Here is a 15,421-nt window from a genome sequence, read left to right as displayed (position 1 = left end):
ACTAGACCATCGGGAGGCAGGACCATGAACAACGCAGTCAGCAAATGTGGCTTCGGGACGCTCGAGCGTCCTCTCTACAGCCCGGGCCAGCTCCTCGAGGACGAGGACCTCAGCAGCGGCGTCAGCTACACGCGCCGTCTCACCCAACTCCTCTTCAGCTCCCTGTTCGGATGCGGTGTCATCTGCGGCCTTCGCGTCAGTGCCGAGAAGGCCTGCGATGGCCGGAAGCTGAAGATTCTGGTCGGCAGCGGCCTGGGACTCGATTGCCTCGGCAATCCGATCGAAGTCCCGAGCCAGCAGGAACTTTACTTTGACCCGAAGTGCGATCCGTTTCCCGATAGTCTGTGGGTCGTCGCGTGCTACCGCGACCATGGATGCGCGCCGCGCGAACTCTCGAGCTGCCACGACGGCGGGAACGAGACCGCAATGACACGACAGAAGCAGGGCTTCGAGATCAAGGTCTATGGCGAAAAGCCCAAGTGTGCCTGCTCGTGCTACAAGGCGGAAAAGGCCGCGCCCGCCGGAGCCGGTGATCCGTGCTGCCAAGGCGGCACACCAGCAAGCAGCTCAGGCACCGCAAGCACTTCAGGCACCGTGCCGACCGACGGCAAGAAGGACGTGGAGGGTTGCTATGACGATCACGTCAAAGGCGTGTGCCCATGCGGCTGCGACTGCACGTGCATCCTGATCGGCGTGGTGACGCCCACCCTCGTAGTCGACGTAGCGCTAGATGCCGACCGTTCTGGCGTCCGCGACATTCGCCCGTTCCTGGTGGGCCATTACCACAGATTGGAGGAATCCGGCCGGTTCGGAACACCTGCAACTCCAACGCCCCCACCGCCTGCTCCGACCCCGTAGCCGCGACGGAGGGATGGCGCGTCATCGGCGCAGCGCATGTCAGAGTCCCGCGAACCGCTGTTGCAACGAGCTCCGGTTGTCGCGCGCGAGCGTGTGTCCGTGCAGCGGATTTCAAGCCAGGAACACGCTGCATCCCGCTCGGGTGCCCTGCAGCAACGGATCGGAAACCGCGCGGTGCTGGCGCTTGCGAGACAGGCGCGCGGCGACTCGATGCCGGCAACCGGCGACCTGCGCATCTCATCGCCTGGCGATGCGTCCGAGCGCGAGGCGACCACAGTCGCGGCGGCCGTCGTCCGGTCGGCCGATGCGGCACCGGCCACGGCATCCGTGGCGCAGCAAGTGCAGCGCGCAAGCGCCCCGCCCTCCATCGAGAAGGCGCCAGCGACCGGGATTTCCGCGCGCATCGCGAGCCGCATTCACGCCGGCCAATCGCTTCCGGCGTCCACGCGCCGCTTCATGGAGCCACGATTCGGCGCCAGCTTCGGCTCCGTTCGAATCCACACCGACGAAAACGCGGCGTCGATGAGCCGGGACCTGAGTGCCCGGGCCTTCACCGTCGGGCAACACATCTTCTTCGGTCGCCACGAGTTCCAACCGGATCGAAACAGCGGCCGAGAGCTGATCGCCCACGAGTTGACCCACACCATCCAGCAAGGAGGCAGCGCCCAGCGAAGCATCCAACGGGACGGCGACGGCGTCGTCGATTCCATCGCCTCGATGTTCAATGGACTGAGCAGTCACGGCGTCGTGCAATTGGCGATCGACACCGTCGCGCCCAGCCTCTCCCGCGTCGTCAAACTGGGCGGGTTCAAGGACGTGCTGGTGGAACAGGCCGCGTCGGCGGTCGAGAGCGTGTTCGACACGCTGAAACGGCCACTCGACGCCGCGCAGGGGATTGGCGAGAAAGTGGGCGCCACGCTCGGCCCCATCGTGGACTCCGTCCAGGGCGCGGGCGCGCAGATCGCGCGGAACGATTGCACGCCCCTTCGATCGGCGGCTGAAAAGATCGAACAGTTCGCCATGCGGCTGATAACGCCGGCGGTCGAGCTCATGCAGCCCATCGTTGCCGGACTGAAGACGTTCCTCGACGGCGTGTGGAAGAAGATCGGCGCTCCCATCGTCGACTGGATCAAGGAGTACGCATCGGAGCAATGGCGGGATCTCAAGGCCCTCGCGGAACTCGTCCAGAAGGCCGCGACGTGGCTCTGGGACAAGACCTCAGGACTGCGGGAGCCGTACATCCGGCTCTGGAATGCGCTGAAGGACCTTCTCGGCATCGGGGATTCACCGGACGGTCGCAACGGGATACTGCAGTGGGTCGAGCAGAAGCTGACCGACGCCTGGAACGGAATCAAGGCCCGGCTGCAACCGTACACCGATCAGCTGAAGGCGATCGGCATCGCCGTTGTAGCGGTACTGGCGGCGCTGTCTCCTGTCGGCCCCATCCTCGCGCTGGGCGCCGCCGCCGTGCAGGTCGGCAAGGGCATTGCCTGGGTCGCCGCCAACTGGGGCAAGGGCAAGATCATGGCGACCGCACGCATCTTTATCGAAAAGACGCTGATCCCACCGCTCGTCGATGCCCTGGACAGGGTTTCGGCATCGGTGACGGCCCTTGCCCGATCGATAAGCACTTCGCTGACGCAACTCGCCGACAGCTTCGCCAAGGCGGTCGCGGTCGTGGGCGGAACCGCGCTCGGGTTCCTCGTGCGCATCACCCAATGGCTGGCCGACCAGATCCGATCCGTGGCCGAGTTCGCCACCACGCGACTGGCATCGCTCAGGAAATGGCTGGTGGGCGGCTTCGATCACCTCACGGCCCTGCTCCGGAAGGTAATGAACTTCCTGGGTCGCGTCGCGGATGTGGTGCTCGACATCTATGGGCTTCCGGTATTTCTGGGCGAGGCCATCTGGAACGCCGTCCCTAAGTGCATCCGCGATCCGATCGTCGACTTCCTCGGCCCCATCATCCTGCGCCAGATCGAACTCTTCAGCGAACTGGTCAAGGATGACGAGGCGTGGAAGAAGACCAAGCAGGAAGTCGAGAGGCTCATCACGCTCGTCTTCCACAACAAGGACCTGATGGGGGCGATCAAGGCCGCCTTCTTCTTCGTGCTGCGCATCTTCAACCTGCCTCCCGACCTGCTGACAAAGGTGGCCAACAAGGCGCTTTCCGCGTGGGACGCCGTCGTCAAGAAGCCGCTGGAGTTCCTCAAATCGACGATCAAGGCGATCGCATACGGCTTCAAGATCGTCTGGGACGACAAACTGGAGAACATCAAGCACGGCCTGCAAGAATGGCTGCTTGGCGAGATCAAGGACAAGAACATCATCATGCCGAAGGACTGGACCGACCTTGGCCAGATCTTCGAGTTCGTCCTGAGCGTCCTTGGCATCTCGGTGGAACGCACCTACGAACTGATGAAGCAACGCTTCTCGCCAGAGAAGATCGACAAGTTCCGCGCGATCGTCGGCAAGGTGCAGCGCATCATGCAATGGGTGGACAAATCCATCGACCTCACCAAGTCGCCGAAGCAGAACGCCGCCGGCATGCTCAAGCAGGCCAAGGACTTCGGCCTGACCCTGCTGGAATCCGGCGCCGAATGGATCATCAAGAAGGTGGCGGCCAAGGTGACGGAGGAGATCGTCAAGGCGGCGGCGACGGCTGGCTTCGGCGCCATCCTGTCTGCAGCGCAGAGCCTCTACGCCGCACTGCTCACCGCAAAGAAGTGGATGCGCCAGGTCCTCGACATGGCCGACCAGGCGCTGGACAACGTCATGGACCTCGTGGGCGGCGCGTTCGAGAAGGTCGGCGGCGTCTTCGCCGGCCTGATGAAGCGCGGCATGCCGGTCGTCATCGGCTTCCTCGCCGACCAGGTCGGCCTGGGCGATGTCGGTCGCGAGATCGGCAAGGTCATCGAGAAGCTTCGCGCGAAGGTCGATACGGCGATCCTGTGGCTCATCGACATCCTCAAGGCCGGAATCGATTTCTTGATCGGGCTGGGCAAGAGCGCGGTTGGCAAGATCGCTGGCTGGCTCGGATTCAATGAGCCATTCCAAACCGACGACGGTGAACCGCACAACCTTTACATCGATAGCTCCCACAGAGATCCGCAAATTGTTGTTGCCAGCGATGTCATCACCCTTTCCCGTCTCCTTGAGCATGATGAAACCCTCAGGAGAGCGATCAGCAGCAACACGACGGCATCGCTCGCAGCGGCCAAGGCGCAGCTGGCAATTGCCGAAGCCGCAAGGAAGACGTTGATCAAGACCCCAGAAGACAATGAAGCCATCAAAACTTTACGCAGGGCATTCAAGCAACTGACCACCCACCTGGCAAAGATCGGGGTCGGCAAATCCTCCGCCTCCCCAAAAGCACATATCGACTACTCGCCGATGGGAGTCTTGGCCGGCAGCGTGACCGCCACAAGATTGTCAAAGGCATCCCCGCGGGGAACCCCACCACAACCCCACATCGTTGGCTGGACACACGTCAAGACGTTCGACCCGGAGCACAGGGACTGGGTCAAGCTCCACCTCGTCAGCGAGGCATTCGGAGGACTTGGCACCAACCAGAACCTCGTTCCTGCCCACAAAGGCGACAACTCATGGATGGATCGAGGCCCGGAGTCGACCGTGAAGGCCATGCTGAAGCAAGGGTTGGTGGTGCATTACAAGGTGGCCGTTACGGGCTACTACAGCATCACCGACCCAGACAGCGGAGATCCCGTTCTTGGGTTCCCGACCGGCCTAACGGTTCAGATCGGGACGATGAAGAAAGTTTCAGGCGAATGGAAACTTGACACCACCATGAACCTGTTCCCGAAGCTCTCGATCCCAAAGCCACCGCCCAAGGGGACCGCGCTTGTCGACATGAAGCGAGCCAGTTACAAGACGCTGAGGTGGACGCTGGGCTTTGATGCAGGCGTGGCGGCCAACATCTCGCGAGTGAAGGGTTCTGGCCAATTCGCCAGCGAAGCGGACTTCCTCCGTCGCATGCGGCGCTTCTACAGGAATCTTGAAGGACCAAACAAGAAGGACTTCGAGTCCTACATCGAACATATCGATCGGCTTCTGGGCAAGGTGAAGGGCGAAAAGGCGAAGGCATTTTTCTAATGCGAAACATACTGAAGTTCATCGAAATCTACCGGACCATGTCTGGTTTCCAGAACGTTGTATCCAGCATTTCGGAGCCTGCCGACCAAGAGTATCTCGGTGTTTTTTCGACCGCGCTTAACCTGATGAACAAGCGATCCAGGTCGGCGGTTGAAGCACTCTACGGGCAATGCAAAGAGATCAGCCTGTGTTATGAACACGTCTCAGCCGACGAACTCCGCTTCGGCTCGTTATCGCTGTTTCCTTGCAGCAGCGTACTGTTCAATATCTCCTATGACAGCAACGCCTACACGGCCTTCGACAAGATGTTGGATGACAGCCTGATCGTTGTGCGCCTGCACGAGGGCGAGATCGAGCTTGGAATTGGCCCACCTGAATCCGAGGATTTTCGCAAGCTACCTCTTTCCATCGACCGCTATCTCGATCTGCTGGATGAATGTCGAGGGCTTTTCCCTTGGCAAAGAGCCATCCAGTCAAAAGCGGCAGGATTGATGGATGACACTAGGAAGCGATTCCTCGAAGATCTGAGAATTGTCTTTCCGGATGCAGACCACACACTTTTTTAAGTCGTTCAAGACGCCAGCCACGGCCGCTCGCGAACCCTCCGCATCGCGTGCGTCCGCCGTGGCAGGCCGAGCTTCTCCAGCACGTTGTGCACGTGGTGCTTGACAGTCGCGACGCTTAGACCCAGCTCGCGCGCGATTTCCTTGTTCGTCAGCCCGCGGCCGATGAGTCGCAGGACATCTGACTCGCGTCGTGTCAGCGGCTGGCTGTCGCTACCGAGAACCTCCCGCTCCTGGCGGAACAACGCGCGCAGGAGCTCACCGGAAATCTCATCCGGGCAGGCAAGTCGTCCGGCCAGCGCATCATGCAGGGCCTTCTTCAGGCCCTCCACGGTGGAATCCCTGGAAACGTAGCTGGTGAACCCCGCGCGGCCGCAGCGAATCACGTCCTGGCGCTGCTCGGTCAGCCCCAAGGCGATCAGCACAACCTGCGGATAGGCAATCGCCAGCGAACGCACCTCATCGAGGTCGATGGGATGAGTCATGTCGATCAGCACTGCGTCCACGGAATTGGCCGGAAACAAAGCGCGAATTTCCGCCATATCGCTGACCACCAGGAGAATCTCAATGCCTGATCTGCCCCCCATGCAACGCGCCAGGACATCTCCCAGAAGTCTGACAGGGGTCAGGATAGCTACTCTCACACACCGCTCCTCGACCGGGGGATGCTGGCCAACGGGCGCCAGGACAACCGCTGTCGCGTCGGCACATCCAGGAGCCCTCTGGTCCTAGAGCGGTATGAAATCTAGCTCACTCACGCGGGACCTATCACGTCCTACTCCGTTGGTGGAGCGCATCAAGCTCTTGGGCAGCTGCACTTGTCGCCGACTGCCATCCGTGGCCGTCATGAGAGTGCACGACGCAAGAACAGGGAGCCGGCCCACACCCCAGACCGTGATCAGGTGACTATCGGTAACACCGAGCGGCCGAAGTGATGCCCCGCTAGAACCATCCCATTGCGATGACACCAATAGCGCACAACCTGCTGCTACTTTTGGTATCTAGGTCAGTATTGGTATCGATGCCCACTCAGGCCTTCCATCGGGCATTCCCTGCAGCACGCGGAACTCAGCCTGCTGACTTGGCCATGAGGGCCAGCAGTGCGATCGTGACACTGATGACGCCGATTACGAAGTTGATTGTGTCTTGTCCGATCGTCATGTCGGGTCGTCCGGTCCGCACGCGAATCACGCCCCACCAGAGCAGGATGGCGGATACGGCAGCGAACCACGCCCCCATCACACGCTCTTGCGTGAGTCCGCCGACAAAGTTGTCGAAGTAAAGGCTGGAGATAAAGGCCGCGAGAAACAGCAGGCCGCAGACGATCGCGAAGTACCCGGATCCCTTGGGCTTCTTGCCTGTCTGATCCTTGACCTCGGCGCCCGGGTGACCAATGACCTCGGCCACAATTTTTGATCCGTCATGAGGAAAGCCCGCACCGTGTCGCTCCTCATCCGCCAGGTAAACCAGTGCATGATCCGCACTGCCGGGAATCCACGCCTCGTACTTGGCGGCCCAAAGGACCAGGTGGGATTCGAGTTGAGCCAAAAACAGGGCCAGACGCCCCAGCTTCCGGTCGGAAGGGCTTACGGCTCGAAAGTAGTCATCTGAATGAAGCCATTTCAGGAGCGACTGATTCAGGGGATGGAAAGTGTGGACAGTGATGTTTCGAATCAAGGTATGCAGCTTTTGCTCCTCGCGATTCATCGACTCATGTGTCGCACTGAACAGGCGATCGTATCCGGGCGGCATTTTCTTGGCCTCCGGAATCCGCTCACGCAACTGGTCGGCCAACCGCTTGCACAATTCTCGCTGGACGGCGAATGCCGTATCCCCAGCTCGCAAGAGCGCGAGCAGCTCAGTAAGGCGACTTCTTCGCGCACGTGCCGCGTCCCGCAGACGCAAGAAGAGATCCGCTATTGTCTTTCCGACGAAGCCCAGGGCGGCAATGAGCGCTGCGAGGAGTGCGGGGGCAGCCCAGAAAGGAGGATCGGGGACGACGGACATGGCTCACCTTTGCCAACGGCATCGACGCGGGGGCGTCATCGGCGTGAACGGGCTCGAACAGGGAGTCCGGCCACCAGTTCCCCGCCGAGCAGGCGCGCCTTCATATAACTGCAACTCGAATGGAACGCTGACCGCGTTCTCACTGGCCCGAGTCCAACCAACGACGTTCGCAATGCGAAGGTCGGGAGTTCGATCCTCCTCCGCTCCACCAATAGAATCAAAAAGTTAGCGAAAAGCCGGCCTCGCGCTGGCTTTTTCGTATCAGACTTTCACGCTGCATTATCTGCTGAAGCCCCCTAATTCATCGCCGGCCCGAGGCCATCGCCTCGAACCCAGTGGCCACGCGACATGACCACCGCGATCGGCTTCCGACCGGCTGCAAAGGCCTGATCCCACCCCATGCGGAGCTGGGCATGACGAGCTGTTTTTCGAGGGCGTCGAACCTTCCCTCGCGATCCCACTTGGCCAACTGCACGCTCGGATAACGGAGCCGGTTGGACCTCCGTGATCCTGTGCGTGCGCGTCCATGCACCACAGCGTGGCTGGACCAGATCAGGAGTCAGGGGTAATGCTCGAAGAGGAGGTCACAACGTGTCACATCCTAATCTCGCAAATCTCATCGTACGCGTCGCTGTACTCGTGTCTCTTGCCTGCTTGACTGCATCGCCGACTGTCCTGGCTCAACCAGTGCCTGGCTTGTATGGGCTCACATTCGTGTTCGACGGCGAATTGGTTCTCAGGGCGCATGTCGAAGATGGCAGCGGCCATCCAGCGCAGGGAGGTGCCGTGACTTTCCAGTACTGTTCGTTAAAGGGGGTTCCTTCGAACGATATAACGCAACCCGACGAGGCGCCGAGCAGTGCATGTGCGAATGGGTCAGGAACCTGGGGAACCCTGGGCAGAGTTTCCATCAATCCTGAAACAGGCGACGCCCTCCTGGACTTTGGACTCGTCAGCGTTGTGAATACGATCGGCTTTCGCTACCGATATGTCGGGCAGGGCAAGGGCATCCAGAACAAGCTGATCGATCCAGTGGATTGGAACAGGTGAAACACACTTCCCCACTGCGACCCGGGTGATTCGCAAATTATTGGCCGCACGATTTCAGAGTTACGGCGCGCTGCGCAGGCCGGGAGGGGCGCCCTCCCGGCCTTTCGTGAGCGCAATGTTTCGAATCCCAATGAGCAGCCCAGGTTCGGTTTCGTTCGAGGAACTTGTCCTGTATTGAGGTCGCCGACCCCGACGCCCTGGCAACTTCGTTTGCCAGGTCTATGGAACAACTCTGCAATCAAAGCTCCGACGACCATACTCAATAAAAGCCCGCCAAAGCGCCAACCCGCGAGCACCAAAGACAGCGATGTTTCCACCTGCCTGGCAGCACGCATACGCAGATTATGAAAGGTTGGACCAACGCGTCGCGACAAGCGAGAAAATACGTTCGAGCAGCAAAACGACCTCTCCGAACACCGTCAATAACAGAATGGCAAAGACCTTCTGCTCTGACTGTATAAGCCCGAAGGAAGTCATTAGCAGAGAAAACAGCACCGCGATGCAGATCAACGCGGAATGAATTCGCACGGCGTGTCGCATTGGTTTCACGGAAATCCTCCTTGTAACTGCCATCCATTCAAGTGCCCTGACGCTTTCGCTTTGAGCAGCGCGCCTTTAGTGCCTGAACTAAGCGAAAAATCCCATACGCCGCAAGCAAGAGCGCAGTCATCGAAAATAGGAATATCGGGCTATTTGAGAGCATGTGATTGAGAACCACCATAACCACCCTCACCATCTATTGCAGGAATTCGCGGCACAGCCGGGAAGCTGGCGTAGGGCGGTCAAAACCGTCCCTACGCCAGCCGGTTACAAAGTCATTTCAACTAAAAACTGAAGGAGTAGCTCTTCCCAAAAAAACTGACGCTTACGCTTACGCTGACTCCACCACCGCCGACCGCAACGCCAACTCCGACATTAGTGCCGCCAACGCCTAACGGTCGTAACACCCTCACCGCTAACAACTGCAACACCGCCTGACACGGCGTTGATTTCCTCAATGCTCATCTCACGCATGTCTCATTCCTCTCTTGTTTTTTGTCTTGTTGCGACAACGCAGTCACCCTGCGCCTTTCTTAGACTTCCATGCCGCTGCACGTGAAACGATGAAAATCGTTGGAAATAGCACCACGAATACGGCTGGAAGACAGCGGAAACTTCTGCTTCCACGGTCGCCTTCAGATTTACCCGCTCTTGGCAGTACTGGGCACGTCTAAACCGCGAACATGCGGTTCGCGTTCTGAGAACATGTCTGTCACGTCGTCAGTCGCCCTTCAGCGGCCGCTAAAGCACACACTCGATTAGCCGGCGGCGCTCTCCCTCCACCAACAAAAAAGGGTCCGCCTGCGCGGACCCTTTTTGTTTCAGGGACTTCAAGCCTGATCAGAAACCTACTTTGAGATAGCTGCCCGGCCGGTCTGGATTGGGCACGAACCACGCGGGCTGCCCGTCCGGTGCGCGGCCGATGCGGGCGCCGGGGACCAGGGGATGCCGGGGGTCCATCAACGCTCCCAATCGCGTCGTGGATGAAGAGGCGATCGCGACGACAGCAGTGACCTGTGCGGTCGACGCAGCGGCCAAAGCTGCCGGATCGCCACTGGTCTGCGACGAATGCGTTTGCAGTGCCGGCCCTGATATCGACTGCTCGATCAGTTGGAGGAAGACTGCATTGTCCGTGGGAGGCGAGGATACGGCCGGCACGGATGGCGGTGCCGGCGCCTCCGCCACGGGGGTGGACGCCGCCATGGATGCCACGACGGGCGCGGCGGGCAACTGCTCGTCCAGCATCCGCGACAGGGTGTCCAGGCTGGAGCAATCGCCCATCAACTGGCGGAAGGTGACAGGCACGGCAAAGGCCTTCTGCAACCGCATGGAAATCTGGGTGAGCATCAGGCTGTCGAGGCCGAGCTCGATGAAGTTTGCCGCCGCGTCGGCGGTCGCCATGTCGAAGCCGGTGATCTCGCCGAACGTCTGCCTGAGCTCGGCGAGCACGCGCGTACGACGGTCGCTGTTGGCTGCATCGAGTGCGCCCACTGGCGTCACCTTCACCGTCACCGACGTTGCCGGGACCATGTACGGCACCGCCACCGGCGCGGCGGCGATGTTGACGACATGGGAAGCGCGCGCCTCTACCCAGCAGCGCTGGCGTTCGAATGGATAGGTCGGCAGCTGCATCCGCTTGCGCCTCTGGCGACGGTCGAACTGCGCGGGATCGATCGTCACGCCGTGGCACCACAGCTGCCCGGCGGCCTTGCGCAGGCTCGCCGCTTCGAGGCCGGGCGCATCCGCCAGTGAGGGCACGGCGACGACCTCGGCCTTCTGCGCTGCGGGATGCTGTCGCGCAAGCAGGCTCAGCGTCGCGCGCGTCCCGATCTCGAGCAACGCACTCGCAGGCACATCGGTAACCACACGTTCCAGCGCCGCGGCGAACCGCACAGGCTGGCGGAGGTGTTGCGACCAGTATTCGGCCGACATTGCGCTCCCGGCAGCCAGCGGTTCGCCGGTCACCGTCGATACGATCGGCAGCTTCGGCGCCGAACGCGTCACCGCTTCGACGGCCTCCCGGAATGGCGCGATCACGGGTTCCATCATCGCCGAGTGGAACGCATGCGACGTGCGCAGTGCACGGCAGGCGATGCCCTCGGCTTCGAGCTGCGCCTGGAATCCGGCGACGGCCTCGATCGGCCCGGCGACGACGCAGGCGCCGGGTGCGTTGTCGGCCGCCAACGACACGCCGGCCGGCAGCCGCCCAAGCAGGGCATCCAGCCCGATCCGTATCGACAACATCGCGCCAGCGGGTTGCGCCTGCATGAGCGCGCCCCGCTTTGCCACCAGGCACACGGCATCGGGCAACGCGAAGACGCCAGCCAGGGTCGCCGCCACGAATTCTCCGACGCTGTGGCCGATCATGGCCGTGGGAACGAGTCCCTGGCTCATCCACCATCGTGCCAGCGCGTATTCGACCGAGAAGATCGCCGGCTGCATCAGCGCGGTCGGCCACAGTGCATCGGGCTCGTCGCTGAAAAGGGTTCGACGCAGGTCCAGCCCGAACCCGGAGCGCAATGCATGCAGGCACTGGTCGAGCGCCGCGGCGAATTCCGGCTCGGTCTCGTACAGCTCGCGGCCCATGCCCGGGTAGTGCGAACCCTGTCCGGGGAAGGCGAACACCACGTCCCGGTGTCGCGCCGGACGACTGCGCGCAATGGCGCCCACGGTATCGGCATTGCGCAACTGGCTGATCGCTTCTGCTGCATCGCTGGCAACCACCGCAACGCGGTGCGCAAAGGACTTCCTGCCCGCCGCCAACGTCCATGCCACGTCCGCAAGGTTCAGCGGTCTGCTCGCTTGCGGGTTGTCGACGCCCTCCTGCCGGGCGCGTTCCATATCTGCCTGCAGGAAGTCACCCAGGCGCTCCGTGGCCTGAGCCAACGCCTGTGGCGAGCGCGCGGACAACACCAGCAACTGCGGCCCGCGCCCCTCTTCGGAGGCGGGCAACGCTGGCGCCTCTTCAAGCACGACATGGGCGTTGGTGCCGCCCACGCCGAATGAGCTGACGCCCGCGCGGCGTGGTCCATCCTCATTCGTCCACGCGCTCGACGCGGCATTGACCACGAACGGAGAGCCGGTGAAATCGATCGCCGGATTGGCCCGGTCGAAATGCAGGCTGGCGGGAATGATCCCTCGCGCCACCGAGAGGGACGCTTTGATCACACCGGCGGCGCCAGCCGCGATCACCAGGTGGCCCACGTTGCTCTTGACCGAGCCAAGCCTGCAGAAGCCGACATCGGACGTGCCGCGGCCAAAGGCCTTCACCAGTCCTTCGACCTCGATGGGATCGCCCATCGGCGTCGCGGTCCCGTGCGCTTCCACATAGCCGATGCTGCGCGGCGAAACCCCCGCATCGGCCTGCGCCAGGGCAATCACGGCGGCCTGCCCCTCGCTGCTGGGCGCGGTGAAGCTGGCCTTGCCGCCGCCATCGTTGTTGACGGCGGCGCCAAGGATCACGGCATGGATCGGATCGCCGTCCCTGACCGCATCCGACAACCGCTTGAGCAGCACTACCGCGGCGCCATCGCTGAAGACGGTTCCCCGCGCCTGGGCATCGAAGGTGCGCGTGTGGCCGTCGGGCGAGAACATCGCGCCTTCCTGATAGCGATGACCCCGGCGCGGTGGACAGATGATGGAGGAGCCTCCCGCCAGCGCCATGTCGCAGGCACCCGCGCGCAGGCTTGTCAGCGCCTGGCAGATCGCGACCAGCGACGTCGAGCAGGCCGTGTACATGCTGATGGCCGGACCGGTGAGATTGAGTTTGTGCGCGATGCGCGTGGCGATGTAGTCCTTCTCGTTGTCCAGGATCACCTGGTAGGCGCCGATGTTCTCCACGAGATCAGGGTGGGCCTCCACATGGCGTCGCAGGTAAGTGGAGTGGTAGGTGCCGGCAAAGACACCGACCGGGACCGTCGTTGCGTCGGGCACGTGTCCGGCCCGCTCCATGCATTCCCAGCACAGTTCGAGAAAGACCCGATGCTGCGGGTCCATCAGTTCTGCTTCGCGTGGCGTGATCCCGAAGAATGCGGCGTCGAAATCCTCCACGCCCTCGATGATCCCGCGCGCCGGCACATAGGCCGGATCAAGGCGGTCCGCTTCGGCGATCGAGGGGTCGAGCTGATCGGGCTCGAATACCGTGATCGACTCCCGCGAGGCGCACAGGTTGTCCCAGAACTGCTCCACGTCACCCGCGCCTGGAAAGCGCCCCGCCATGCCGATGATGGCGATGGCCTCTTTCGCCGGCGCGTGACCCAAGGCAGCGGATCCCGTCGCAGGAACAGGGCGATGCGCCTGTGGCAACCGGTGCGACTGGATGTCGCCGTCGGCATCCTGCGCGAGCGCCACCACGAGGCTGGCCGGGGTCGGATTGCGGAAAATCAGCGTGCCCGGGATCGCCTTGGCCGCGCCCTCCTGCAGCCGCGCCAGCAGGCTCACCGCCAGCAGCGAGTTGCCGCCGAGGTCGAAGAAATTGTCGTGGCGGCCTACGCCTTCGACGCCCAGGACCGCAGCGAACGCTTCGCACAGCCGCGCCTCATCCCGTCCAATCGGCGGCGCATAGGGCACCGCTTGCTCCGGGCGAACGGTTGCGGGCGCCGGCAAGGCCCCGCGATCAAGTTTTCCGTTGGCGGAGAGCGGCAGGTTCTCCAGCGCCACGTACGCCGCGGGCACCATGAACCCGGGCAACAGCTCGGCCAGGTGCCTGCGCAGTTCCGGCACCGGAATGCTTTGGATATCGACCGATGACGAGCGCGGCACGTAATACGCGACCAGGCGCGTGTCGCCTGGACGGTCCTCCCGGGCCAGCACCACGGCCTCGCGCACGCGAGGATGCTCCTGCAATCGGGCTTCGATCTCACCCAACTCGACCCGGTTGCCGCCTATCTTCAGCTGGAAGTCCTTTCTCCCGACGAAGCGGAAATTGCCGTCCGGCAGCACCCGCGCCAGATCACCGGTCCTGTAGATCAGGTCATCCGTCGACCCGCTGAAGGGGTTGCGGATGAAGGCCGATTCCGTCAGCTCCGGCGCGTCGTAATAGCCCAGGCTCCGGTACGGCGTCCTGATGAATATTTCGCCCAGCTCTCCTTGCGCGCACGGCGCAAGCTTGTCGTCGAGGAGGACGGCTTCCGCCCCGGGGATGGGCCTGCCGATGGGGACGAACGTATCGGCAATCGGTGTCGCCGGAAGCCGATAGAAGAACTTGGCAAGCGTCGTCTCGGTGGGGCCATACAGGTTCACCAGCCGGATCCGTTCTCCGAAGCAGGCGATCCACGCATTCGCATCGGCCGGCGGCAGGGTTTCTCCCGCCAGCAGGACGAACTTCAGCGCCGGAAATTTCCCCGGAGCAAGGTCCTGTCGCAACAGCAGGCGGAAGACCGAGGGCACGCAATGCATCAGCGTGATTGCCGCCTGCTCGATCCAGCGCGCCAGCAGGACCGGATCCAGGATCCCCGGCGTCGGAGGTATGCACACCGTTCCCCCCGAGCACAGGGGAGCGAACACATCGCGCAGGTACACGTCGAACGAAGGCCCGGTGAGCTGGCTCACCCGCGATCCGGGCCCCAGCGAGAAAGCCGCCATTTCCCACTGGATGAAGTGGGCGAGTCCACGGACCCTCCCGAGGATGGCCTTGGGCGTGCCAGTCGATCCCGACGTGAAGTAGATGTAGCAGGGGTCGTCCGGCAGTGCGGGACGCACGATCCTTTCTGCGCTGTACCCGGCCACCTGATGGACGCCGGCGCGCGGGGCAACCCGAGCCTCGTCGTGCCCCCCGCTCATCACGAGGAACGTGGTGGCCGCGCCTGCGGTGACAAGTTGATCCGGGAGCATCCCTTGCGTCGATGCCTCCAGGATCACCCAGCCGGCCCGGGTGGCTTCGAGCATGTGGCGCAATCGCTTCGCCGGATGGGACGCATCCAGGGAAACGAAGACACAGCCTGCCTTCATGCATCCCAGGGTTGCCGCGATCTGCCTGATCCGATCGGTCAGGAAGATGGCCACGATCGCCCCCTGCACCGCACCGTTGGCGATCAGTGCGTTGGCGACCTGGCTCGACAGCCTGTCGAGCTCGCGATAGCTGATATCGGTGTCGTTCCAGGAAACGGCGGGGGCCGACGGATCGGAATCGACCCTGTCGCAGAACAGGGCGAGCACATTGTCCGCCTGCTGCGGGACGGCCAGCCCGGCATCGGTGAAAGGCGGATTGACATGTCCCGAGCCCATCAGGTCCCTCCCCGGCCGAGCAGCGATAGACGTTGGGTCGTCCTGCGTTTTCGCGGACGAATTGC

At 62.4% G+C, this 15,421-nt stretch carries 7 protein-coding genes; 4 read left to right on the top strand and 3 right to left on the bottom strand.

Going from position 1 to position 15,421, the window contains the following annotated elements; genetic code table 11:
• Positions 1 to 24 precede the first annotated feature (24 nt).
• From ACYVGE_RS13310 to ACYVGE_RS13300, 3 genes are read left to right on the top strand one after another with little or no spacing between them, the layout of a single operon-like run.
• Positions 25 to 858, top strand: coding sequence for a hypothetical protein (locus ACYVGE_RS13310; RefSeq protein WP_460730618.1), 834 nt, complete (start codon positions 25 to 27; stop codon positions 856 to 858).
• A gap of 36 nt (positions 859 to 894) precedes the next feature.
• On the top strand, positions 895 to 4,971 hold the full coding sequence (locus ACYVGE_RS13305; RefSeq protein WP_460730617.1) for an eCIS core domain-containing protein: 4,077 nt from the start codon (positions 895 to 897) through the stop codon (positions 4,969 to 4,971).
• A 38-nt stretch (positions 4,972 to 5,009) separates the two neighbouring features.
• A complete protein-coding gene (locus tag ACYVGE_RS13300) occupies positions 5,010 to 5,537 on the top strand; it encodes a hypothetical protein (protein WP_460730616.1) in 528 nt (175 codons plus the stop codon).
• 5 nt (positions 5,538 to 5,542) lie between these two features.
• Here the strand turns inward: ACYVGE_RS13300 and ACYVGE_RS13295 are convergent, their stop codons facing one another.
• Entirely contained in the window at positions 5,543 to 6,088 is a 546-nt protein-coding gene (locus tag ACYVGE_RS13295; protein ID WP_460730615.1) for a LuxR C-terminal-related transcriptional regulator, read from the bottom strand.
• A 514-nt stretch (positions 6,089 to 6,602) separates the two neighbouring features.
• Complete coding sequence (locus ACYVGE_RS13290; protein ID WP_460730614.1) at positions 6,603 to 7,541, bottom strand: hypothetical protein; 939 nt, start codon at positions 7,539 to 7,541, stop codon at positions 6,603 to 6,605.
• A gap of 714 nt (positions 7,542 to 8,255) precedes the next feature.
• On the opposite strand from ACYVGE_RS13290, the gene ACYVGE_RS13285 reads away from it, so the two are divergent.
• On the top strand, positions 8,256 to 8,591 hold the full coding sequence (locus ACYVGE_RS13285) for a hypothetical protein (protein ID WP_460730613.1): 336 nt from the start codon (positions 8,256 to 8,258) through the stop codon (positions 8,589 to 8,591).
• A 1,380-nt stretch (positions 8,592 to 9,971) separates the two neighbouring features.
• On the opposite strand, the gene ACYVGE_RS13280 is transcribed toward ACYVGE_RS13285, so the two are convergent.
• Positions 9,972 to 15,356, bottom strand: coding sequence for an amino acid adenylation domain-containing protein (locus tag ACYVGE_RS13280; protein ID WP_460730612.1), 5,385 nt, complete (start codon positions 15,354 to 15,356; stop codon positions 9,972 to 9,974).
• Positions 15,357 to 15,421 lie beyond the last annotated feature (65 nt).

Source organism: Lysobacter rhizosphaerae (genome assembly GCF_054779795.1).
The sequence above is the reverse complement of the archived record's forward strand: the minus strand, read 5'-3'. Positions and strand labels throughout refer to the sequence as shown.

Bases quoted from the DNA above. Each gene is read 5' to 3' on its own strand.
- ACYVGE_RS13310 (WP_460730618.1), top strand. From the start codon at position 25: ATGAACAACGCAGTCAGCAAATGTGGCTTCGGGACGCTCGAGCGTCCT.
- ACYVGE_RS13305 (WP_460730617.1), top strand. From the start codon at position 895: ATGTCAGAGTCCCGCGAACCGCTGTTGCAACGAGCTCCGGTTGTCGCG.
- ACYVGE_RS13300 (WP_460730616.1), top strand. From the start codon at position 5,010: ATGTCTGGTTTCCAGAACGTTGTATCCAGCATTTCGGAGCCTGCCGAC.
- ACYVGE_RS13290 (WP_460730614.1), bottom strand. From the start codon at position 7,541: ATGTCCGTCGTCCCCGATCCTCCTTTCTGGGCTGCCCCCGCACTCCTC.
- ACYVGE_RS13280 (WP_460730612.1), bottom strand. From the start codon at position 15,356: ATGGGCTCGGGACATGTCAATCCGCCTTTCACCGATGCCGGGCTGGCC.